Origin of the sequence: Pseudomonas sp. B21-031 (genome assembly GCF_024748985.1) — a bacterium.
GTDB classification, from domain to species: Bacteria; Pseudomonadota; Gammaproteobacteria; order Pseudomonadales; family Pseudomonadaceae; genus Aquipseudomonas; species Aquipseudomonas kermanshahensis.
In genome coordinates this window covers 5050137-5069742 of the sequence record NZ_CP087181.1, presented here as the reverse complement: position 1 = coordinate 5069742, position 19606 = coordinate 5050137, and the positions used below count along the sequence as shown (strand labels likewise).

The window sequence follows — 19606 nt, the reverse complement described above, 5'->3', positions numbered from 1 at the left end:
ACCTACACCGCCGGGCACTGGTGGCTCACGCAATGGATGCCGCCACCCCCTGCCGCGATGGCGTCGATGTCCAACTGCACAATGTCCCGGTCCGGGTAGAGCGACGCCAGCAGCGCCCGCGCTTTCTCGTCGGCCTGGGCATCACCGAACTGCGGCGCAATGACCGCGCCGTTGATGACGAAGTAGTTGATATAGCCTGCCGCAAAGTCCGGGTTGCCCTTGCTGAACCTGTTGCGCCGGCCGCGCATCGGCGGCGAGACCACGTGGACTTGCAGTCGGCGGCCCTCGGCATCAGTGGCCTGTTTGAGAATCTCCAGGTGCTTGCGGGTCACGGCATGGTCGTAAGACTCAGGGTCGTTGTCCAGGTTGGCGATCACCACGCCTGGCCGTACGAAGCGCGCATAAAAATCCACATGGCCATCGGTGATGTCCTCACCGGCGATACCCGGCAACCAGATGATCGTGCTCAACCCCAGGCGCGCCTTGAGCTCGGCTTCCACCTCGGCTTTGCTCCAGCCGGGGTTGCGGTTGGTGTTTACCCAACTGCTTTCGGTCATGATCCCGGTGCCATGGCCATCGACCTCGATGGCGCCACCTTCACCCACCAGTTCACTGCGCTGGTAGTGGGCCGTGGCTAGCGTGGCGACGCGTTTGGCCAGCAGGGCATCGTTGCGGTGGCGCTGCTTGTTGCCCCAACCGTTGAAGTTGAAATCGACCGCGGCCAAAGCACCGTCATCGTCGACAACGAAGTTGGCGCCGATATCGCGCATCCAGATGTCATCCAGCTCGCAGGTCACGAATTGGGTGTGGGGGCTGGCGCAGTGTTGCTTGGCCAGCGCCAGTTCGCTAGGGCGGCAAAACACCGTCAGCGGCTGGTAGCGTGTAATGGCCTGGGCGATGCGGCCCAAAGCGGCCTGGACGTCGGAGGTGAAGTCTTCCCAGATCGCCGGCTGGGCGCCGAAGGCGATAAAGGCGCGTTGCTGCGGCTCGCCCTCATCAGGCATGAACCAGCGCTCCGGCGCCTCGGCGCGGGCCAGGCCCAGCGGCAGGCCGAGGCTGGCCCCCAGCCCTGCGGCCAGCGACAGTTGCAGGAAGGTTCTACGGTTTGGCATGGCACCACGTGGCATGGTTTAGTCCTGTGCAGTCTTGAAGCGTGTCCACACCCGCATGCGCGCACGCATGTCGGCCTGGGGAATGTCCCGGCCGGGTATCAGCCGGGCATAGGTGGCTTCGTCGAGGTAGATGTCGGGGTTGTCGCGCATGCGTGGCTCGACAGCCTGGCGCGCCTTGGCACTGGCCGTGGGGTAGCCGGTAAAGTTGCTGATGGCCGCCATGTTCGCCGGGCGCATGACGAAGTTGATGAAACGATAGGCGTATTCCGGGTGTTTGGCATCGGCGGGGATGGCCATGGTGTCCATCCATACCGTGGTGCCTTGGCGCGGCACGCGGTATTGGAAGTCGATCGCCTTGCCCGCGGCCTCAGCCGTGCGCTGGGCCTGGATCACATCGCCGCTGTAGCCCAGTGACAGGCACAGGTTTTCGTTGACCAGCTCGGTCACCGGTTGCGACTGGAATTTGCGCACATAGGGACGGATGGCCTTGAGCAACTCGCTGGCGGCAGCCAGGTCTTCGCGTTTGGCGCTGCGCGGCTCCCGGCCCAGGTAGTTGAGGACCACGGCAAGCACTTCGTCTGGCGAGTCGATGATCGAGATGCCGCAGTCGGCGAACTTGGCCGCCAGCTCCGGTTTCAGCAACAGGTCGAGGTCGTCCAGCGGCGCATCCGGCAGGCGCTGGCGGACCTTGTCGGCATTCACCGTCAGGCCGATGGTGCCCCAGGTGTAGGGCACTGTCGCCTGGCTGGCCTTGGGATAGCGGGCATGCAGCGTGCGCAGGCCGGGCTCGATGTCATCCAGGGCCTTGAGGCGGCTGGGGTCGAGCGGCTGCAGGCTGCCGGCGCGCATCAGCCGCTCGGCCACGGTGTCGCCGGGGAACACCAGGTCATAACCGCTGCGCCCGGACATCAGCTTGGCTTCGAGCACCTCGCTGCCGTCCATGACGTCGTAGATCACCTGAATGCCTGTTTCGGCGGTGAATTGCTTGAGGGTGTCCTCGGCAAAATAATCGGCCCAGTTGTACAGGCGCAGGGTCGGTTGTTCAGCCTGGGCGTGGCTGGCGCAGAGCGCCAGGGCAAGTGCAGCCAGCGGTAGCAGCTTCATGTTCAGGCCCTCGTGACATGGGTGTGGTGGCCGTCCAGGGTCAGCAACGGCGCGTACATGTCAGGGCGGCGGTCGCGGTAGATGCCCCAGGTCAGGCGGTCTTCGCGCATGCGCCCAAGGTCCAGGTCGTGCAGCCAGATACCGCTGCTGTCGCGGTCGGCTTCGGCGAGCAATGCGCCCTTGTGGTCGCAGATAAACGATGAGCCATAAAATTGCATCGCCAGGGTGTCATCGCTGCCGGCCACCTCCCGGCCCACGCGGTTGGCCGCGACCACCGGCAGCAGGTTGGCGGCGGCATGCCCGCGCATGGCGATTTGCCAATGATCGCGCGAGTCCAGCTCGGCGGCGCCGGGCTCGGAGCCGATGGCGGTGGGGAACAGCAGCACTTCGGCGCCCAACAGGGCCAGGCAACGGGCCGTTTCGGGGAACCACTGGTCCCAGCAGATGCCGATGCCCAGCCGGCCGAAGGCGGTATCCCAGACCTTGAAGCCCGTATCGCCAGGGCTGAAGTACTCTTTCTCCTGATAGCCGATGGCATTGGGAATATGCGTCTTGCGGTAAACCCCGAGCAGGCGGCCGTCGGCATCGGCCACGGTCAGCGCGTTGAAAAAGGCATTGCCGGCCCGTTCGTACCAACTCAATGGCAGCACCACGCCCAGCTCTCTGGCCAGCGCGGCGAAGCGCTGCAGGATCGGGCTGTCGGGGTAGGGCTGGGCCAATGCCAGGTGCCGGTGGTCCTGCTCGATGCAGAAGTACGGGGTGGCGAACAGCTCCTGCAGCAGAATCACCTGGGCGCCTTTGGCAGCGGCCTGGCGCACCAGCTGTTCGGCGCGGTCGAGGTTGGCGGGCAGGTCCCAGGTGCATGGCATCTGGGTGGTGGCGATGCGCAGCAGGCTCATGGTCGCACCTCGGGTTGCTGCTGGGTGATGCAGTGGATGCCGCCGCCGCCGTGGGCGATGTGGTCGATGCGTACCGGTACGATCTCGCGGCCGGGGAAGGCAACGGCCAGTTGCGCGGCAGCCTCCTGGTCGGCAGGGATGCCGTAGGCCGGCATGATGATTGCGCCGTTGGCAATGTAGAAATTGGTGTAGGACGCGCAGAACACTTCAGCGTCCTGGTCGACCGCAGCGCTGGCTTCGTAAAGGTCGAGCAACTCGAAAGGCCGGCCTTGCGCGTCGGTGGCAAGCGCCAGGGCGCGGCGGTTTTCCCGTGCCACTTCGGCATACACCGAGCGTTGCTCGCGCGTAGCGTCGACCAGCAACACGCCGGGGCGAGCGAAGGCGCACACGCCGTCGACATGGCCGTCGGTCATGTCACCGGTGACGTACTGCGGGTCGCCAGGCAGCCAGATGGTTTTGCGAATGCCCAGGTAGCGGGCAAAGCAGGCTTCGAATTCGGCCTTGCTGATGCCGGGGTTGCGGTTGGGGTTCAGCAGCACCGATTCGGTGGTGATCAGGGTGCCTTCGCCGTCCACATGAATGGCACCGCCTTCATTGCACAGTGCAGTGCTAAAGCCACCCAGCCCCAGGTGATCGAGCATGCGCCGGCCCAGGCTGCGGTCGCGGCCGTGTTGCGACTTGCCGCCCCAGGCGTTGAAGCGCCAGCTCAGGCCGGCCAGGCCGTGCTGCGGATGGCAGATGAAGCTTGGGCCGCTGTCACGGCACCAGCTGTCGTCGACGGTCAGCTCGATCAGCTCGATGTTGGCGCCGCACAGGGCGCGGGCGCCTTCCACTGCAGACGGGTCGACCACCATTTTCACCGGTTCGAAGCGGGCGATGGCGGCGGCCACACGGGCGTAATCCTGCTGCACATCGGCCAGGCGTACGTGCCAGCCGCTTTCCCACAGCGCTTGGTTGTGTGGCCAGATCATCCAGGTGGCTGCGTGGCGGGCCCATTCGGCGGGCATGCGCCAGCCGCTGTCGAGGGACAGGTCCATAGAGAACTCCGATCTATTAAGGATTTTTATCAACGAAGCCCGCCGTCGCGGGTGTTGGTTGCCATGCTATGGCTAGGAACGTTCAGCGACAAACGATACATTTAGCGCACAACTGATTAGCAAGGCTTATCGATCATGCTCAAGCACTGGCCACCCCTCAATGCCCTCAGGGGCTTCGAGGCCGCTGCGCGGCTTGGCAGCTTCCACAAGGCTGCCGAGGCCCTCAACCTCACTCAATCGGCGATCAGCCAGCAAATCCGCAGCCTGGAAACCTACCTGGAACAACCCTTGTTCCATCGCAGCGGCCGCAGTGTGAGCCTGACCGATGCTGGGCACGATCTGCTCAGTACCACCCAGTCGCTGCTGCAGCACCTGGCCGTGGGCATCCGCCGCCTCGAGCAGTACCGCAAGCCCAATCAGCTGGTGGTCAACACCAGCCCGGCCTTTGCCCGGCACTGGCTGCTGCCGCGGCTGGCCGACTTCCATCAGCGCTGCCCGGAGGTCGACCTGTGGCTGTTCACCAGTTTCGAGGTGCCGGACATGGCGACCGAGACGATCGACCTTGCCATTCGCGACGACCTGAGCGCCCAGGCCGAATGCAGTTTCAGCGTGTTGCACCAGGACACGTTGTACCCGGCCTGCCACCCTTCTCTGGTGGCTTCGACGGCACGCACTACCTTGCACGGTGAGCGGGAAATGGACTGGAGCCATTGGCAACTGGAGGGCGGTGAAGACGTGGGCCAGCAGGGCAAGGGGCTTAACTTCTCCGACCCGGGGTTGCTGTTGGATGCCGCCTGTGAAGGGCTGGGTATCGCGCTGGTCAGCCAGTTGCTGGCCCGGCGGGCGGTGGCGCAGGGGCGCTTGCAAGCGCTATCGCCACAGCAGGTGCGGGGGCCTGCGTGGGCCTGCCTGGTGCACCGCGACAGCCAGGATGATCCATTGGCGCAGCGGTTTTTGCAGTGGTTGCAAGGCCAGTTGACGGAGCAAGCGCCGTTTTGAATCCCCTCAAACACCCCGTAAGATGTGTCCGATAACCTGCGGGGGTAGTCTCACCCTCTGATCAATCGGAATCGCCCGTGGCGGCGCTTCCCTGGCATAAACCTGACGAGGTACAGACATTGGCCATCATTCATCCTAAGGTCCGCGGTTTCATCTGCACCACGACCCACCCGAAGGGCTGCGAGCTCAACGTCCGTGACCAGATCGAAGCCACCCGCAAGCTGGGCGTGCGCGAGGATGGCCCGAAGAAGGTCCTGGTGATCGGTGCTTCCAGCGGCTACGGCCTGGCAGCGCGCATTACCGCAGCGTTCGGCTTCAAGGCCGACACCCTGGGCGTGTTCTTCGAAAAACCAGGTACCGAGACCAAGGCCGGTACCGCTGGCTGGTACAACTCTGCCGCGTTCGACAAGTTCGCCAAGGCCGAGGGCCTGTACAGCAAGTCGATCAACGGCGACGCCTTCTCCGATGAAGCCCGTGCCAAGGTCATCGAGCTGATCAAGAACGAAATGGGCGGCAAGGTCGACCTGGTCATCTACTCCCTGGCGTCCCCGGTGCGTAAGCTGCCGCAGACCGGTGAAGTGATCCGTTCGGCGCTCAAGCCAATTGGCCAGCCGTACAAGTCGACCGCCATCGACACCAACAAGGACACCATCATCGAGGCCAGCATCGAGCCGGCTACCGAGCAGGAAATCGCTGACACCGTCACCGTCATGGGTGGCCAGGACTGGCAGCTGTGGATCGATGCCCTGGCCGGTGCCGACGTGCTGGCCGAAGGCGCCCGCACCGTGGCCTTCAGCTACATCGGCAGCGACATCACCTGGCCGATCTACTGGCACGGCGCGCTGGGTCAGGCCAAGCAAGACCTGGACGAAACCGCGCTGCGTCTGGACCAGAAACTGGCCGGCGAAGTCAAAGGCGGCGCCAATGTGGCCGTGCTGAAGTCGGTGGTCACCCAGGCCAGCTCGGCTATTCCGGTGATGCCACTGTACCTGTCGATGGTCTTCAAGATCATGCAGGAGAAAGGCGTGCACGAAGGTACCCAGGACCAACTGGACCGCATGTACCGTGATCGCCTGTACCGCGCCGATGGCGCTGCGGCTGAGGTCGACGAGAAAGGCCGCCTGCGCCTGGACGACTGGGAACTGCGTGACGACGTACAGACCGCCTGCAAGGCGCTGTGGCCGCAAGTCACCACCGAGAACCTGTTCGAGCTGACCGACTACGCCGGTTACAAGAAGCAGTTCCTCAACCTGTTCGGCTTCGAGCGCGCTGACGTCAACTACGACGAAGACGTGGCTACCGACGTACAGTTCGACTGCATTGAGCTGTAAGCAAGGCTGAAAAAAAGTCGGGGGCTGTACCGGCCTCTTCGCGGGGCAAGCCCGCTCCCACAGGGTATCCACTGAGCCAAACAGCCGTGGAGACCTGTGGGAGCGGGCTTGCCCCGCGAAGAGGCCGGCACAGCCCCCGATTTTTTTGCTAGCGTTGGCGCACAACAACAGGATGTGCGCCATGAGCAGCCTCACCCAACCCGCCACCGCCTTTCGCCACCCCGCAGCCGACGGCTACAGCCTCGGCGGCTTCTGCTGGCGCCACGCCCAGGCCAATCCCCAGCGCCCGCTGGTGATCATCAACGCCGCCACATCGGTGCGTTGCCGCTACTACGCGCGTTTTGCCGACTACCTGTTCGCCCAGGGCTGCGATGTGCTCACCTACGATTACCGCGGCATCGGCGAATCTCGGCCGCCAACACTGCGTGGTTTTCAGGCGTCCTGGAGCGACTGGGGGCAGTTGGACTTCGAAGCCATGCTGACGCTCGCCGAACAGGCATTCCCCGGCCAGCCCATCGATGTGGTGGGGCACAGTTTTGGCGGTTGCGCAGTGGGGCTGGCGCCGTCTGCTGGCCGGGTCAGGCGGGTCGTGATGGTGGGCGCACAGTTCGCCTACTGGCGCGATTATGCGGCGGATCAGCGCTGGCGCCTGTTCGGCAAATGGCATGTGGTGATGCCCTTGCTGACCCGCGCCTTCGGCTACTTCCCCGGAAAACGCCTGGGCTGGATGGAAGACACCCCGGCGGGCGTGGTGCATGACTGGACTACCCGTACGCCACGCTACGAGCACCGGCCAAGCGGGCGCCGGTTGGAGAGGGTGCCGTTTGCGCACGTCCAGGCGGCGACGCTGGCAATCAGCCTCACCGATGACCCATTCGGCACTGTGGCGGCGACAGAGCGGTTGCTAGGGTATTTGCAGGGGGCAGAGCGTCAGCACCTGCGCATTGCGCCTGTGGATATCTCGGTCGAGGAAATAGGCCATTTCGCGTTTTTCCATGACCGCTTCCGCGAGCGCTTGTGGCCAATTGCGCTGGCGTGGCTGCAGCGCGGTGAGTTGCTGCCGACCAGGCCGGGGCAGATCATCAGCTGATTGGCCCTCACTGGGCCTGTGAAATACCTGAGGCCTGTGCTGCCCCTGTAGGAGCTGGCTTGCCTGCGAAAGGGCCGCACAGCGGCCCCAGCAATCTCAACCCTTGCGCGAAAGCGGCTGCGCGGTAAATTTCACACCCGCCAGGCCATGCTCGATCAGCGCCCGGATATTGCCATGGTCACTGCCCTCTGGCGTGGCCACGACATCGCGATAATGCTCACCAAAGGCCAGCAGGGCCTCTTCATCGCTCAAGCCTTCCAGCAGGGCCAGGCCCAGAGTCTTGCACGAGCCTTCGTTCTGCCCAGCGGCGTTTTCCACGCCGCCGTTGTTGAAGGCCTGCGGCTGGTAGCTGTAGTGGGCGGCGATAAAGGCCAAGGTGTCGGCAAAGACGTGTTCGCCGCTGGCCAGGCTGGCGCGCAGGGTGTTCAGATCAGTCACGAGGTTTTCCTTTTTCGAACGCCGCTTGTTGTTCGGCGCTGGCTTCTTTCTGGTGTTGGGCTTTCCACTCGGCGTAGGGCATGCCGTACACCGCTTCGCGGGCGTCATCCAGGCTCAGGTCGACCTGACGCTCGTCGGCCGCGGCCTTGTACCACTTGGACAGGCAGTTACGGCAGAAACCGGACAGGTTCATCAGGTCGATGTTCTGCACGTCGGTCCGTATTTGCAGGTGTTCGACCAGGCGCCGGAACGCGGCGGCTTCGAGTTCGAGCTGTTGTTGCGGGGTCATGGGCTTCTCTCAGGTCATGCGATTCTTCAGGTGGCGGCCACCGTTGATGACCACCTGGCTACCGGTACTGTACTGGCTTTCGAGCAGGTATTTGACCGTCTCGATCAGCGGGCCGGCGCCGGGTTCGAATTCCAGCAGGGCCTTTTTCAAGGTCTGCTGGCGGTAGGCTTCATCGCCCCCTTCCTTGAGGATCAGCAGCCCAGGCAGGATACCGTTGACGTGCACCTTGGGCGCATATTTTTCGGCGAACGACAGCACCATGTTCTGCAGCGCGGCTTTGGTGGCGGCGTAGCCGATGTGGCTCTTGCTGCCCCGCGAAGACGTTTCGTCGCAGATATGGATGATGTCGGCCTTGCCCACGCTGCCGGCCTTGCCGAGCATCTCGCCGAGGGCCAGGTTGAGGTGGTAGGGCGCTTCGACGTGCAGGCGGTACATGGTGTCGAGGTTGGCCAGGCCATCGTCGAGCCACAGCGATGCGTTGTGAATGATCGCGCGCAAGCCGTCGTAGTTGCCTTGCAGGTAGTCGATAAGCGCCTGGCGGTCGGCGGCCAGGCACAGGTCAGCCTGGAACTGCACGATGTTGGGGTGTGCGGACTGCGGCTGGAGGCTGCGGCTGGCACTGATCACGGTATGGCCGGCCTGGGCCAGGTCGAGGGCAAGGGCCAGCCCGACGCGCTGGCTGGCTCCGGTAACGAGAATTGGGCTGTTCATGTTCGGGGCGGTCAACTTGTCTGTCCTTTCGTTGCCGCCCAGCATACCCGAACTGTTTCCCTCTTGTAGACCAGCCCTCAGCGGCTGCGCAGCGCTGCTGGGGTGGGCGCGGCAGGGTTCAGCCAGCCCGCCAGCAAGCGGGTGGAGAGGGGGATGAACAGGTAGACCATCACCGGCGTCAGGGCCAGGGTACTGAGCATCACGCGGGGTACCAGGTCGAGGCCTGCCAGCCAATGGCCGAACAACAGGTTGAACAGCAATGACACGGGGAAAAAAGCCAGCCAGATGGCGACGGCCTGCTTCCAGCGCGGCGGTTTTTGCACTGTATGGGTGCCAAACCAGTCATCGATACCACTGACACGCGCTTCTTTGGGGCGCTCGAACAGCCCGTTGCCGCGTTGCAGCCAGGCCTTGCGCGAAGCGGAGTGCTCCCAAGCGTGCAGGGTAGGTTCGTCGCTGAAGCGGAAGATGATCTGGAATTCATCGCTGTCTTGCGGTGGCGCGAGGATGCCGGAGCCGAGGTAGCCGGGGAAGTCGGTGGCCAGTTGCTCGCCTTCATGGAGCCAGGTCAGCAGGTCCTGGTAGCGGCCATGGGCGGCGCGGCGCGACACCATCAGGGTGACGGGTGGGGTAGACATCGTGTATCTCCTGGCGACGGGGCTGGCGGGTAGCTGGCCCCTTGGCTGCGTCGCCCGGGGTGGTGGGCGACGCGAGCATGCATGCAAGAATCGGGCGCGAATTATCGCGATATTGCAGTGTTCGGCAAGTGTTAGCTGGTAAACGGTTGTTAACCGGCGGCCTATGCTGTCGTAGTAACATACAGGTTCCACTTCGGCACACAGGGTACCCAGTGCAGATGAACAAACAGGGACGTACCTCGGAATTCGATGCGGGCCTGGAACACCAGGAGCTGTTCCCGATACGGGAAGTCTCCCGACTGACAGGCGTGAACCCGGTCACCTTGCGCGCTTGGGAGCGTCGCTACGGCCTTATTCAGCCAACCCGCACCGACAGTGGCCATCGTCTGTACTCCCAGGCTGATATCGACGATATCCGCAGCATCCTGGGCTGGCTGGAGCGCGGCGTGGCGGTGAGCAAGGTGGGCAGCATCCTGGTGCGGTGCCAGGCGCAGGTGCAGCAAAGCAGCGACCTGATGGACGTGCGCCTGGCCTGGCAGCAGCAGATTCTCGAGGCGGTGCAGCGCTTCGACAGCGCGAGCCTTCACCGTTTGTTCGATCAGGTGTTCGCTGGCCATACCCTGGATCAAGTGTTCGGCGACATCTTCATGCCGGTGTGGCATGACCTCGCAGCAGGCCAGGGGGGGTATGGTCCGCGGGCGTTTGGGCAGGCCAGCGCCTGGCTGTTTCTCGATCAGTTCTTGCGCGGGCGGGTGTTCGTGCGTCTTCAACTGGCGCGCATGGCCCGCAGCCGCACGGTGTTGCTGGCGCCATTGCCGGGGCCGTGTCACGAACTGGAGCTGCTGGTAACCGCCTTGTTGCTGGGCAGTGACGAGGTGGGGGTGAGCGTGTTGGCGCCTGGGCAACCCATGCAGGAGCTGACGCTGATCTGCGAACGGCTCAAGCCTGATGCCCTGGTGATGTTCTCCAACCAGGCGCCGACCGTGGAATTGAGCAAACGCCTCGAGCGCTTGGTGGTTGGCCTGGAGTGCCCGTTGTTACTCGCCGGTGAAGTGGCCGAGCTGGTCCAGGACAGCCTGGCAGGCAGCCCGGTGGCTTGCCTGGGGGCAGAGAGCAGCGTGATGCGGCAGCGTTTGCGGCAGTTTCTGGCCGGTCAGCTCGATACCTGACTGTGCAGCTCTGGGTGCGCCTGACGATGGGCTTGCAGGATATAGCCGCGCAGGCGTTCGATTTCTTCGACCGGGCTGCGGCTTAAATCGTAGGCCGCAAGGTCAGGGCCAATGCGTCGGCGCAGCACCCCGTGAAGCTCGATGGGGGCAATGCCGGCCGGTGCGAAATGCAACTCGAAACGCGCTGGGGCTTGCGCCAGGTCGCGGATCTCGACCAGTGCGCCCTTGAACGAAATTTCGCGAACCCACAGGCCGCTCGGTTGATCGTGTGTATCCAGCAACGCGCTTGGCTGGTCCATGGACAAGCGCCATGGGCGCAGCATCGGGCCGTCTTCGTAGATTTCCGGTGAGCCCAGCTGCAGGTGCAGGGCATGGAACTCGTCTTCCACCAGTTGCAGCGGAAAGCTGATCTGCTGGTTGTTGAACTGCGCCTGCAAGGTGACCTGCTCGTTGGCCACCAAACGGGTGAGCAAGGTCTGGATCCGACGGTCGCCATTGACCAGCAGGCTGGACATCGAGTCAGCCAGGTTCAGCTGTGGCGAATGCTGCATGTTCTGTATGAAATCCAGCTCGTCCTGGGTCAGGAGCGCATCTGCTTGCATGATCGAACTCGGAGGTGGCGATTTCTTCAACGGGATTGACCGTGCGTAGCGCGTTTGGTTCAGGAGCGTAGGTCGTTTTTCGGACGCGCGCACATTTCGGCCAGTTCGCGTTCCAGCTCGACCTGGCGGCTGACGTCCTTCTGGATACCGATAAAGTAGGTGCGTTGGTCGGCGTCGCTCTTCACCGGCGTGATCGACAACTCGTTCCAGAACGCGCTGCCGTCTTTGCGGTAGTTGCGCAGCACCTCTCGGCATGGCCGGCCTTCGGCCAGGGCTTTGCGAATGCGCGCACGGCCCAGCTGGTCGCGGTCGCTGCCCTGCAGGAAGCGGCAATCCTGATAAAGAATGTCGTCACGGGTGTAGCCAGTCAGGCGTTCGAAGGCGGCGTTCACGTAGATCAGGATGGTGTCTTCGCCTTCCTGTTCGGCGACCACGATCCCGTCGTTGGACGCATCGACCATGGATTGCAGCAGTTGCGCGTTGATCATGTTCGGGCCATTGGGCAAAGAGGCAGGGGGCTGGTACTTAGGTAGAGGCGGCCTTTTGCCAGCGTTGAATGCTAGTATCCTACGTTTTCACTCAGTTTCGGAATCCTCTTCCCGATGAAAGTCGCCATTATTTCCGGGTCGGTGTACGGCACCGCCGAAGAAGTCGCCCGTCATGCCGAATCGTTGCTCAAGGCCGCAGGTTTTGAGGCCTGGCATGCTGTACGTGCCACCCTGCAGGACCTTGAAGGTTTTGCACCGCAGGCTTTACTGGCGGTGACTTCGACCACCGGCATGGGCGAGCTGCCGGACAACCTCATGCCGCTGTACAGCACCCTTCGCGACACCCTGCCCGCCGCCTGGCGTGGCCTGCCGGGCGCGGTAATTGCGTTGGGCGACGCCAGTTATGGCGATACCTATTGCGGCGGCGGCGAGCAGATGCGTGAGTTGTTCGCTGAGCTGGGGGTACGTGAAGTGCAGCCGATGCTGCGCCTGGATGCCAGTGAGACGGTGACCCCGGAAGCAGATGCCGAACCCTGGTTGGCAGAATTTGCCCAAGCGCTGAAGGCCTGAGGCCGCTCCCACGGGTCAGCGCGGCACCTCATGCTCACGCAACAACGCCAGCCACGCCTGCGCCGCCCGTGACAGGTACGCCCCCCGCCGCCAGATGAATGCGATATCCCAACGTAGGTCCTCCGGCGACTGCAGTGGCAAGCGCACCACCCCAGGGCGCTCCAGCGCCTTTGCCACCACACGGGGCAGCAACACCACGCCTTGGCCGGCTGCCACCAACGCCACCATGAAGTCGGCCTGGCCACTGCGCCCGCCTTCTTTCGGGGTAAAACCCTGCTGCTGGCAGGCCTTGAGCAGCCGGTCATTAAGCACGAAGCTGCGCTGATACAGCAGGAAAGGCGTATTGGCCAGTTGCCGCAGATGCACGCCAGCCTCACCCGCCAGCGCATGCCCGGCCGGCAGCAGGGCATCGAGTGGCTCGTTGCAGAACGGCTGGAACGCGAACGCTTCGTCACCGGGCGTCAGGCTGCCACCGAGCTCCAGCTCGCCGCTGCGCACTGCCTGCTCGACGCTGCGGCTGCCGCCTTCGAGCAATTGAATCGAGATGTTCGGGTAGCGTCGCCGGTATTCAGCGAACAGGCCGGCGAACAAGGCGTCACTGCCCAGTATTGGCAAGCCCAGGCGCAATTCACCGCGTGCCATCTGGCCGAGGTCATCCAGCTCGCTGAGCAATGCCTGGCGCTGGCGCAACAACGCTTCGCCGCGCTCTAGGACGATGCGCCCGGCGGCGGTCAGGTGCAGCTGCGAGGCCTGCCGCTCAAGCAGCGGCTGGCCTACATCTTGCTCCAGCTGAGCCACTTGCTTGCTTACCGCCGACTGGCTGATGTGCAGGGTCTGCGCCGCCTGGGTGAAGCCCCCGCGGTGCACCACTTCGATGAAGCTGCGCAGTTGTTTGAATTCCATGGTCGCAATTCTGTTTTGGAATGCTGATCAGTCTAACAATTCGCTTCTGGCCTAGGCAGGCAAATCTTAAAATGAGGGCCTGTCGAGGAAGTCCCCCATGAAACCCGCGTTAGTGAAAAAAGCCTTGCGCCTGCTCGTCGAGCTGGCGATCCTGTTTGCCCTGTTCCTGTTCGGCGGCCAGCTGGCTGTATGGCTCGGCTGGCCCATCCCCGGTGGCGTGATGGGGCTGGCGCTGCTTCTGCTGCTGTTCGCCAGCGGTGTGGTCAAGCCGGCCACGTTGCAGCTGGGCGCCGGCTGGCTGATGGCGGAAATGCTGCTGTTCTTCATTCCGGCGCTGATGAGCCTGCTCGATTACGGCACCTTGGTGCGCGAGGAAGGCTGGCGCATCCTGCTGGTGATTGCCGTGAGCACGCTGATGGTCATGGTGGTGACTGCGCTCACCGTCGAACTGGTGTGCCGCTGGAGTCTGCGCCATGAGCCTTGAACCCATGCCGCTGTTCTGGCTGGCGCTGACCCTGCTGGCCTACCTGGGCAGCCGCTGGCTGTACCGGCGCAGCGGGCGCTACCTGCTGTCGCCGCTAATCCTGGTCCCTGCGCTGCTGCTGGCGGTGGCCGTGCCGTTGCACACTGCTTATGCCGAGTACGCGCGCAACACGCATTGGCTGATGGGCGTGCTGGGCCCGGTGACCGTGGCATTCGCGGTGCCCATCTGGCAGCAGCGGGCTATGTTGGCGCGCCACTGGCCGGCATTGCTGATGGGCATGCTGGCCGGCAGCACCGCCTCGATCGCCAGCTCCTGGGGGCTGGCCCACCTGTTGGCGCTGGACAATGCGATCAGCCTGTCGCTGGTGCCGCGCTCGATCACCACGCCGTTCGCCATGCCGCTGGCCCACGACCTCGGCGGTGTGCCGGAACTGACCGCGGTATTCGTGATGTTCACCGGGGTACTTGGCGCGATGTTCGGCGGGGTGCTGCTGCGTTGGTTGCCCTTGCACACACCCTTGGCGCGGGGCGCGTTGTTCGGGGTCGGGGCGCATGGTGCTGGGGTCAGCAGGGCCCAGGAAGTGGGCCGCGAAGAAGGCTCCGTGGCCGGCTTGGTCATGGTCCTGACCGGGCTGCTGAACCTGTTCGCCGCACCGCTGCTGGCCATGCTCCTCTGACCGTTCGTGCCACTGACTCGCAAGGTCATCAAGCTGGCTGGCAACGCAAGTTTCAGCCCATGGGCGGCTGGCTAGACTCTGCCTCGACATAGAGAGCACATGTAAGTGCCGAGGTGACATGCAATGAGCGCAGCCTTGCCCTATTCCGTCAACACAACTTCACCGGGACCGATCTGATGCCTTTGGCCGAGATTCCATTGTGCGTCTGGCGTACCCGGGGACAGAGTTTCAGCTTCCGGGGCCAGAGCATCCGCTACTGGACCGCAGGGCAAGGAGAGCCCCTGCTTCTGTTACATGGCTTCCCCACTGCCAGTTGGGACTGGCACTACCTGTGGGCGCCGCTGGCCCAGCGTTTTCGGCTGATCGCCTGCGACATGCTGGGCTTTGGCGACTCCGCCAAACCGGTCAATCACGCTTACAGCCTGATGGAACAGGCCGACCTGCAGCAAGCGTTGCTCGCCCACCTCAAGGTCAACCAGCCTGTGCACCTGATGGCCCATGACTATGGCGGCAGCGTGGCCCAGGAGCTGCTGGCGCGGCACCACGAACAGCGCGCGAACATCGCCAGCTGCGTGTTTCTCAACAGTGGGCTGTTCCCCGAGAGCTGCCGTATGCTGCTGATCCAGAAGCTGCTGCTTAGCCGCCTGGGCTGGTTGGTAGGGCGCTCGTTCGGGCGTGACGACCTGGTGCGCAACGTGACCCAGGTTTATGGCCCCTGCACCCACCCCAGTGAAAGCGCACTGGACGATTGTTGGAGCCTGATCGCCGCCAACCGCGGCACGCGCATTTTGCACAAGCTGGCCGGCTACTGGCCGGAGCGCACCCTGCACCGCGAGCGTTGGGTGGGGGCGTTGCAACGTGAAGGGGTGCCCTTGCGCTTCATCAACGGCGTGGTCGACCCGGTTTCCGGTGCGCGCATGGTCGAGCGTTACCGGCAACTGGTGCCGGACCCCGATACCGTGCAACTGCAGGGCATTGGTCATTACCCGCATACCGAAGCACCGGTGCAGGTGTTGCGGCATTACCTGGCCTTTCGTGAGCAGCCGCTGAGTTTTTTGCAGTGCATGGCATGAGTTTTCAGCGCCCATGAGATCGAGCGCCGCCCGCGCGGCGCTTCGCAGCACAAGGCTGCTCCTACAGGAGATGGGCGGCGCCCAAACCCCAGGAATAATTGGCCCGAAACAGATGTAGGAGCAGCCTTGTGCTGCGAAGCGCCGCGCGGGCGGCGCTCGATCTCATAGGCGCTAAAAATCTACCGCCATCCCCCTGGCAGCCCTAACGCTCTCACCTGGCAATCAAGCAAAAAAAAAGCCGCTGCAATCGCAGCGGCCAATCGAGACGTTAGATCAAGGAGCTTCAAAATCTACGTCGGTGAACCTCGCGGGCCTGAAGGGCGGGGGGGTAGTGCCCTTCATGCCGGCCAGTGAGTTAAGAATAAGCGCTTGATCCTGTAGGAAAAATAGCCGCTTATGACATTCACCTTTACGTTTCGGGCAACAGTGCCGACCTCGCTCGCCCTTCAGCCGCGTACCCCATCCGCCAGCTGGTATCGCGCGTTGCAGCCAGCAACCGCTGCGCCGCAGGGCCGTGCTCGTCGGCATGGAAAATCGACGTCGGGCCGACCACGGTCATCACTGCGGCGATCTGGCCCAGGGCGTTGAATACGGGTGCTGACAGCGCATCCACACCCGGCATCAACAGGCCATGCACATGGTGCAGGCCACGTTCACGGATGCCCTCCAGCACGGCCGCATAATCGCTGGCGCTGTGCTGCAGCGCTGCCAGCTCCCGGTCGCGCAGCTCGTCAGTTTCGCGCGCCGGCAGGTAGGCGGCGAACACCAGACCGGTGGACGAACTGAGCAGCGGCAGTACCGACCCGATCTGGGTCACCACCGTGACTGCACGCACCGCAGGCTCGATGCTGACCACGGTCGCGCCCTGATTGCCCCAAACGGCAATGAAGCAGCTCTCGTTCAGTTCATCGCGCAGCTGCGACAGCGGCAGTGCCGCAATCTTCAGCACATCGATGCTGCCCAATGCCGCCAACCCCACGCGCAACGCCTCGCGCCCCAGGCCATAGTGGTTGGTGGCCGCATCCTGTTCGGCAAAGCCGCTGGCAATGAGCGCCTGCAGGTAGCGGTGCACCTTGCTGGCCGGCATCTGCACATGTTCCGCCAAGCGTGACAGGGACGTGGAAGGGGAGAGTTCGGCGAGTGCCTTGAGGATATCGGTGCCGACTTCCGCCGAGCGGACCTTCTGCTTGCCGTTATCGGTGGGGGAGCTGGCTTTGGCCATGGGCATAGGTATCCGGATTCGTCGAGTCGCGCCTTTATAGCTTGACGCCTTGCTCGTAGCAAATTACGTTATTCGTAATCTGATTACGATAAAAACAATGCAGACGTGCTGCCAACCCAGCAGCCAGCTGCCAGCAACGGCTCTGCCAGAGCCCGGAGGCATCGATGAACCGCGACACGTCCCCCGACCTTCACTACCTGAGCGGCTTCGGCAACGAGTTCGCCAGCGAAGCACTGCCAGGTGCATTGCCGGTCGGGCAGAATTCGCCGCAGAAAGCCCCTTACGGCTTGTATGCCGAACTGCTTTCGGGCACGGCGTTCACCATGACCCGCAGTGAGTTGCGCCGCACCTGGCTGTACCGCATCCGTCCGTCTGCACTGCACCCACGCTTCGAGCGCCTGGCACGTCAGCCGCTGAGTGGGCCGCTGGGCGCCGTCACCCCAAACCGCCTGCGCTGGAACCCGCAACCCATCCCTGCCGAGCCCACCGATTTCATCGAAGGCTGGGTGCCGATGGTGGCCAATGCGCCCGCAGATAAACCGGCGGGCGTGAGCATCTACATCTACAGTGCCAACCGCTCCATGGAGCGGGTGTTCTTCAATGCCGACGGTGAACTGCTGCTGGTGCCGGAACAGGGCCGCCTGCGCATCGCTACCGAGCTTGGGGTCATGGACGTCGAGCCGCTGGAAATCGCGGTGATCCCACGGGGCATGAAGTTTCGCGTCGAGCTGCTCGATGGCCAGGCGCGTGGCTACCTGGCCGAAAACCATGGCGCGCCGCTGCGCATTCCGGACCTCGGGCCCATCGGTAGCAACGGCCTGGCCAACCCGCGTGACTTCCTCACGCCGGTGGCGCATTACGAAGAAGCCGAGGGCCCGGTGCAACTGGTGCAGAAGTTCCTCGGCGAACACTGGGCCTGCGAGTTGCAGCATTCGCCGCTGGACGTGGTCGCCTGGCATGGCAGCAACGTGCCCTACAAATACGACCTGCGCCGCTTCAACACCATCGGCACGGTCAGCTTCGACCACCCAGACCCGTCCATCTTCACCGTGCTGACGTCGCCCACCAGCGTGCATGGCCTGGCCAACATGGACTTCGTGATCTTCCCGCCGCGCTGGATGGTGGCCGAGAACACCTTCCGTCCGCCATGGTTCCACCGCAACCTGATGAACGAGTTCATGGGCCTGATCCAGGGTGCCTACGACGCCAAGGCCGAGGGTTTCCTGCCGGGCGGGGCTTCGCTGCACGGGGTGATGAGCGCCCATGGCCCCGACGCCGAGACCTGCGACAAGGCCATCGCCGCCGACCTCGCGCCGCACAAGATCGACAACACCATGGCCTTCATGTTCGAGACCAGCCAAGTGCTGCGCCCGAGCCGCCATGCGCTCGAATGCCCGCAATTGCAGGCCGACTACGATAGTTGCTGGGCCACCTTGCCGAGCACCTTCAACCCGAACCGGAGATAACCCATGAACCAGACCGCCATTACCCGTAGCTGGGTCGAGCATGCCAACGGGCACAGCGATTTCCCGCTGCAGAACCTGCCGTTGGGCATCTTCAGCCGGCCGGGTGAAGCGCTGCGCTGCGGCGTGGCCATCGGCGATGCCATCCTTGACCTGGAAGCGGTACTCGCTGCGGGCTTGTTCGACGGCGAGGCCAAGACTGCGGTAGAGGCTACCCGCGGTGGTGCGCTGAACGCCTTCTTCGCCCTCGGCCGTAGCGCCCGTGTCGCCCTGCGTGATCGCCTGCTGGCGCTGCTCGGCGAACACAGCGAACACCAGTCGGCGCTGAACGCCGCGCTCTATCCAGCCAGTGATTGCCAACTGCATGTGCCCGCCAAGATCGGTGACTACACCGACTTTTATGTCGGCATAGAGCACGCCAAGAACGTCGGCAAGCTGTTCCGCCCGGACAACCCGCTGTTGCCCAACTACAAGCATGTGCCGATCGGTTACCACGGCCGCGCTTCGACCATTCGCCCCTCCGGTACCGAGGTGCGCCGCCCCAAAGGCCAAACCCTGCCGGCTGGGCACACCGAGCCAAGCTTCGGGCCCTGCGCGCGCCTGGACTACGAGCTGGAGCTGGGTATCTGGATTGGCCAGGGCAACGACATGGGCGAGTCGATACCGGTGGGTGATGCCGCCGAGCACGTCGCTGGCTTCTGCCTGCTCAACGACTGGTCGGCGCGTGATATCCAGGCCTGGGAATACCAGCCACTGGGGCCGTTTTTGTCCAAGAGTTTCATTACCAGCATTTCGCCCTGGGTGGTGACGGCCGAGGCCCTGGAGCCGTTCCGCACTGCGCAGCCGGCGCGCCCGCAAGGCGATCCGCAGCCGCTGTCCTACCTGATGGATGCCCGTGACCAGGCCAAGGGTGCGTTCGATATCGAACTGGAAGTGCTGCTGCTGACCGAGCGCATGCGCGAGCAAGGCATTGCGGCTCACCGGCTGACCCTGAGCAATACCCGCAGCATGTACTGGACCGTGGCGCAGATGGTTGCCCACCACAGCGTCAACGGTTGCCAACTGCAACCGGGCGACCTGTTCGGTTCGGGCACGCTGTCGGGTGCAACGCCGGGCTCTTTTGGCAGCCTGCTGGAGATCACCGAGGGCGGCAAGCAGCCGGTGGAGCTGGCCAGTGGCGAGGTGCGCAAGTTCCTCGAAGACGGCGACGAAATCATCCTGCGCGCCCGTTGCACGCGCGATGGCGTGGCCAGCATCGGCTTCGGTGAATGCCGCGGCAAAGTCATCGCAGCCAACTGAGGGGGCAGG

22 protein-coding genes are annotated in these 19606 nt (G+C 63.8%); 10 read left to right on the top strand and 12 right to left on the bottom strand.

All coding sequences use genetic code 11. The annotated features are described in order from the left end of the window. Positions 1–2: 2 nt before the first annotated feature. From LOY53_RS22655 to LOY53_RS22640, 4 genes are read right to left on the bottom strand one after another with little or no spacing between them, the layout of a single operon-like run. Positions 3–1112, bottom strand: coding sequence for an agmatine/peptidylarginine deiminase (locus tag LOY53_RS22655; protein ID WP_258703306.1), 1110 nt, complete (start codon positions 1110–1112; stop codon positions 3–5). 18 nt (positions 1113–1130) lie between these two features. After that, complete coding sequence (locus tag LOY53_RS22650) at positions 1131–2216, bottom strand: extracellular solute-binding protein (protein WP_252825843.1); 1086 nt, start codon at positions 2214–2216, stop codon at positions 1131–1133. Positions 2217–2218: 2 nt separating this feature from the next. Further along, positions 2219–3115, bottom strand: coding sequence for an N-carbamoylputrescine amidase (gene aguB, locus LOY53_RS22645; RefSeq protein WP_027595243.1), 897 nt, complete (start codon positions 3113–3115; stop codon positions 2219–2221). Next, positions 3112–4152, bottom strand: a complete 1041-nt coding sequence (locus LOY53_RS22640) for an agmatine/peptidylarginine deiminase (protein ID WP_252825841.1) — start codon at positions 4150–4152, stop codon at positions 3112–3114. Before LOY53_RS22640 ends, aguB begins: the two co-directional genes overlap by 4 nt. Positions 4153–4287: 135 nt before the next feature. Between LOY53_RS22640 and LOY53_RS22635 the strand changes: the two genes are divergently transcribed. From LOY53_RS22635 to LOY53_RS22625, 3 genes are all read left to right on the top strand, one after another. Beyond that, entirely contained in the window at positions 4288–5151 is an 864-nt protein-coding gene (locus LOY53_RS22635; protein ID WP_252825840.1) for a LysR substrate-binding domain-containing protein, read from the top strand. A 119-nt stretch (positions 5152–5270) separates the two neighbouring features. After that, a complete protein-coding gene (gene fabV / locus LOY53_RS22630; RefSeq protein WP_252825838.1) occupies positions 5271–6482 on the top strand; it encodes an enoyl-ACP reductase FabV in 1212 nt (403 codons plus the stop codon). Positions 6483–6663: 181 nt separating this feature from the next. After that, complete coding sequence (locus tag LOY53_RS22625) at positions 6664–7572, top strand: alpha/beta fold hydrolase (RefSeq protein WP_252825835.1); 909 nt, start codon at positions 6664–6666, stop codon at positions 7570–7572. Between the two features lie 96 nt (positions 7573–7668). Here the strand turns inward: LOY53_RS22625 and LOY53_RS22620 are convergent, their stop codons facing one another. Genes LOY53_RS22620 through LOY53_RS22605 form a run of 4 tightly spaced genes read right to left on the bottom strand, consistent with a single transcriptional unit; the run spans position 7669 to position 9648 of the window. Next, positions 7669–8010, bottom strand: a complete 342-nt coding sequence (locus LOY53_RS22620; RefSeq protein ID WP_252825831.1) for a HopJ type III effector protein — start codon at positions 8008–8010, stop codon at positions 7669–7671. Next, positions 8003–8299 carry a DUF1244 domain-containing protein gene (locus tag LOY53_RS22615; protein ID WP_252825830.1) on the bottom strand — a complete coding sequence of 99 codons (297 nt, stop codon included), beginning with the start codon at positions 8297–8299 and terminating at the stop codon, positions 8003–8005. The genes LOY53_RS22620 and LOY53_RS22615 overlap by 8 nt, the downstream gene beginning before the upstream one ends. Before the next feature lie 9 nt (positions 8300–8308). Next, a complete protein-coding gene (gene folM / locus LOY53_RS22610; protein ID WP_252825828.1) occupies positions 8309–9055 on the bottom strand; it encodes a dihydromonapterin reductase in 747 nt (248 codons plus the stop codon). Positions 9056–9087: 32 nt separating this feature from the next. Next, complete coding sequence (locus LOY53_RS22605; RefSeq protein WP_099455299.1) at positions 9088–9648, bottom strand: antibiotic biosynthesis monooxygenase; 561 nt, start codon at positions 9646–9648, stop codon at positions 9088–9090. A gap of 218 nt (positions 9649–9866) precedes the next feature. Here LOY53_RS22605 and LOY53_RS22600 point away from each other — a divergent pair, with 218 nt between their 5' ends. After that, entirely contained in the window at positions 9867–10817 is a 951-nt protein-coding gene (locus LOY53_RS22600) for a MerR family transcriptional regulator (protein WP_258703305.1), read from the top strand. Here LOY53_RS22600 and LOY53_RS22595 read toward each other — a convergent pair. Next, entirely contained in the window at positions 10802–11419 is a 618-nt protein-coding gene (locus LOY53_RS22595) for a hypothetical protein (protein WP_027595253.1), read from the bottom strand. The genes LOY53_RS22600 and LOY53_RS22595 overlap by 16 nt on opposite strands. Positions 11420–11478: 59 nt before the next feature. After that, on the bottom strand, positions 11479–11907 hold the full coding sequence (locus tag LOY53_RS22590; protein WP_027595254.1) for a PAS domain S-box protein: 429 nt from the start codon (positions 11905–11907) through the stop codon (positions 11479–11481). Positions 11908–12021: 114 nt separating this feature from the next. On the opposite strand from LOY53_RS22590, the gene LOY53_RS22585 reads away from it, so the two are divergent. Beyond that, a complete protein-coding gene (locus tag LOY53_RS22585) occupies positions 12022–12477 on the top strand; it encodes a flavodoxin (protein ID WP_099455297.1) in 456 nt (151 codons plus the stop codon). A 15-nt stretch (positions 12478–12492) separates the two neighbouring features. On the opposite strand, the gene LOY53_RS22580 is transcribed toward LOY53_RS22585, so the two are convergent. Next, positions 12493–13380, bottom strand: a complete 888-nt coding sequence (locus LOY53_RS22580; RefSeq protein WP_252825825.1) for a LysR family transcriptional regulator — start codon at positions 13378–13380, stop codon at positions 12493–12495. A 97-nt stretch (positions 13381–13477) separates the two neighbouring features. Between LOY53_RS22580 and LOY53_RS22575 the strand changes: the two genes are divergently transcribed. From LOY53_RS22575 to LOY53_RS22565, 3 genes are all read left to right on the top strand, one after another. Beyond that, positions 13478–13864 carry a CidA/LrgA family protein gene (locus tag LOY53_RS22575; protein ID WP_252825824.1) on the top strand — a complete coding sequence of 129 codons (387 nt, stop codon included), beginning with the start codon at positions 13478–13480 and terminating at the stop codon, positions 13862–13864. Beyond that, positions 13854–14540, top strand: a complete 687-nt coding sequence (locus LOY53_RS22570; protein ID WP_252825823.1) for an LrgB family protein — start codon at positions 13854–13856, stop codon at positions 14538–14540. Before LOY53_RS22575 ends, LOY53_RS22570 begins: the two co-directional genes overlap by 11 nt. 176 nt (positions 14541–14716) lie before the next feature. Continuing rightward, positions 14717–15613: an alpha/beta fold hydrolase gene (locus LOY53_RS22565; protein WP_252825822.1), complete on the top strand. Its 897-nt coding sequence runs from the start codon at positions 14717–14719 to the stop codon at positions 15611–15613. 409 nt (positions 15614–16022) lie between these two features. Here LOY53_RS22565 and LOY53_RS22560 read toward each other — a convergent pair whose 3' ends face one another. Further along, the gene (locus LOY53_RS22560; protein ID WP_258703304.1) at positions 16023–16835 is read right to left on the bottom strand and encodes an IclR family transcriptional regulator; all 813 of its coding nucleotides are present in this window, start codon (positions 16833–16835) and stop codon (positions 16023–16025) included. Between the two features lie 164 nt (positions 16836–16999). Between LOY53_RS22560 and hmgA the strand changes: the two genes are divergently transcribed. Beyond that, positions 17000–18301, top strand: coding sequence for a homogentisate 1,2-dioxygenase (gene hmgA, locus LOY53_RS22555; RefSeq protein ID WP_085273948.1), 1302 nt, complete (start codon positions 17000–17002; stop codon positions 18299–18301). Positions 18302–18304: 3 nt separating this feature from the next. After that, positions 18305–19597, top strand: a complete 1293-nt coding sequence (gene fahA, locus LOY53_RS22550; protein ID WP_252825819.1) for a fumarylacetoacetase — start codon at positions 18305–18307, stop codon at positions 19595–19597. The last annotated feature ends 9 nt before the right edge of the window (positions 19598–19606 follow it).

Bases quoted from the DNA above. Each gene is read 5' to 3' on its own strand.
- LOY53_RS22655 (WP_258703306.1), bottom strand. From the start codon at position 1,112: ATGCCAAACCGTAGAACCTTCCTGCAACTGTCGCTGGCCGCAGGGCTG.
- LOY53_RS22650 (WP_252825843.1), bottom strand. From the start codon at position 2,216: ATGAAGCTGCTACCGCTGGCTGCACTTGCCCTGGCGCTCTGCGCCAGC.
- aguB (WP_027595243.1), bottom strand. From the start codon at position 3,115: ATGAGCCTGCTGCGCATCGCCACCACCCAGATGCCATGCACCTGGGAC.
- LOY53_RS22640 (WP_252825841.1), bottom strand. From the start codon at position 4,152: ATGGACCTGTCCCTCGACAGCGGCTGGCGCATGCCCGCCGAATGGGCC.
- LOY53_RS22635 (WP_252825840.1), top strand. From the start codon at position 4,288: ATGCTCAAGCACTGGCCACCCCTCAATGCCCTCAGGGGCTTCGAGGCC.
- LOY53_RS22625 (WP_252825835.1), top strand. From the start codon at position 6,664: ATGAGCAGCCTCACCCAACCCGCCACCGCCTTTCGCCACCCCGCAGCC.
- LOY53_RS22615 (WP_252825830.1), bottom strand. From the start codon at position 8,299: ATGACCCCGCAACAACAGCTCGAACTCGAAGCCGCCGCGTTCCGGCGC.
- folM (WP_252825828.1), bottom strand. From the start codon at position 9,055: ATGCTGGGCGGCAACGAAAGGACAGACAAGTTGACCGCCCCGAACATG.
- LOY53_RS22605 (WP_099455299.1), bottom strand. From the start codon at position 9,648: ATGTCTACCCCACCCGTCACCCTGATGGTGTCGCGCCGCGCCGCCCAT.
- LOY53_RS22600 (WP_258703305.1), top strand. From the start codon at position 9,867: ATGAACAAACAGGGACGTACCTCGGAATTCGATGCGGGCCTGGAACAC.
- LOY53_RS22595 (WP_027595253.1), bottom strand. From the start codon at position 11,419: ATGCAAGCAGATGCGCTCCTGACCCAGGACGAGCTGGATTTCATACAG.
- LOY53_RS22590 (WP_027595254.1), bottom strand. From the start codon at position 11,907: ATGATCAACGCGCAACTGCTGCAATCCATGGTCGATGCGTCCAACGAC.
- LOY53_RS22585 (WP_099455297.1), top strand. From the start codon at position 12,022: ATGAAAGTCGCCATTATTTCCGGGTCGGTGTACGGCACCGCCGAAGAA.
- LOY53_RS22580 (WP_252825825.1), bottom strand. From the start codon at position 13,380: ATGGAATTCAAACAACTGCGCAGCTTCATCGAAGTGGTGCACCGCGGG.
- LOY53_RS22575 (WP_252825824.1), top strand. From the start codon at position 13,478: ATGAAACCCGCGTTAGTGAAAAAAGCCTTGCGCCTGCTCGTCGAGCTG.
- LOY53_RS22570 (WP_252825823.1), top strand. From the start codon at position 13,854: ATGAGCCTTGAACCCATGCCGCTGTTCTGGCTGGCGCTGACCCTGCTG.
- LOY53_RS22565 (WP_252825822.1), top strand. From the start codon at position 14,717: ATGCCTTTGGCCGAGATTCCATTGTGCGTCTGGCGTACCCGGGGACAG.
- LOY53_RS22560 (WP_258703304.1), bottom strand. From the start codon at position 16,835: ATGGCCAAAGCCAGCTCCCCCACCGATAACGGCAAGCAGAAGGTCCGC.
- hmgA (WP_085273948.1), top strand. From the start codon at position 17,000: ATGAACCGCGACACGTCCCCCGACCTTCACTACCTGAGCGGCTTCGGC.
- fahA (WP_252825819.1), top strand. From the start codon at position 18,305: ATGAACCAGACCGCCATTACCCGTAGCTGGGTCGAGCATGCCAACGGG.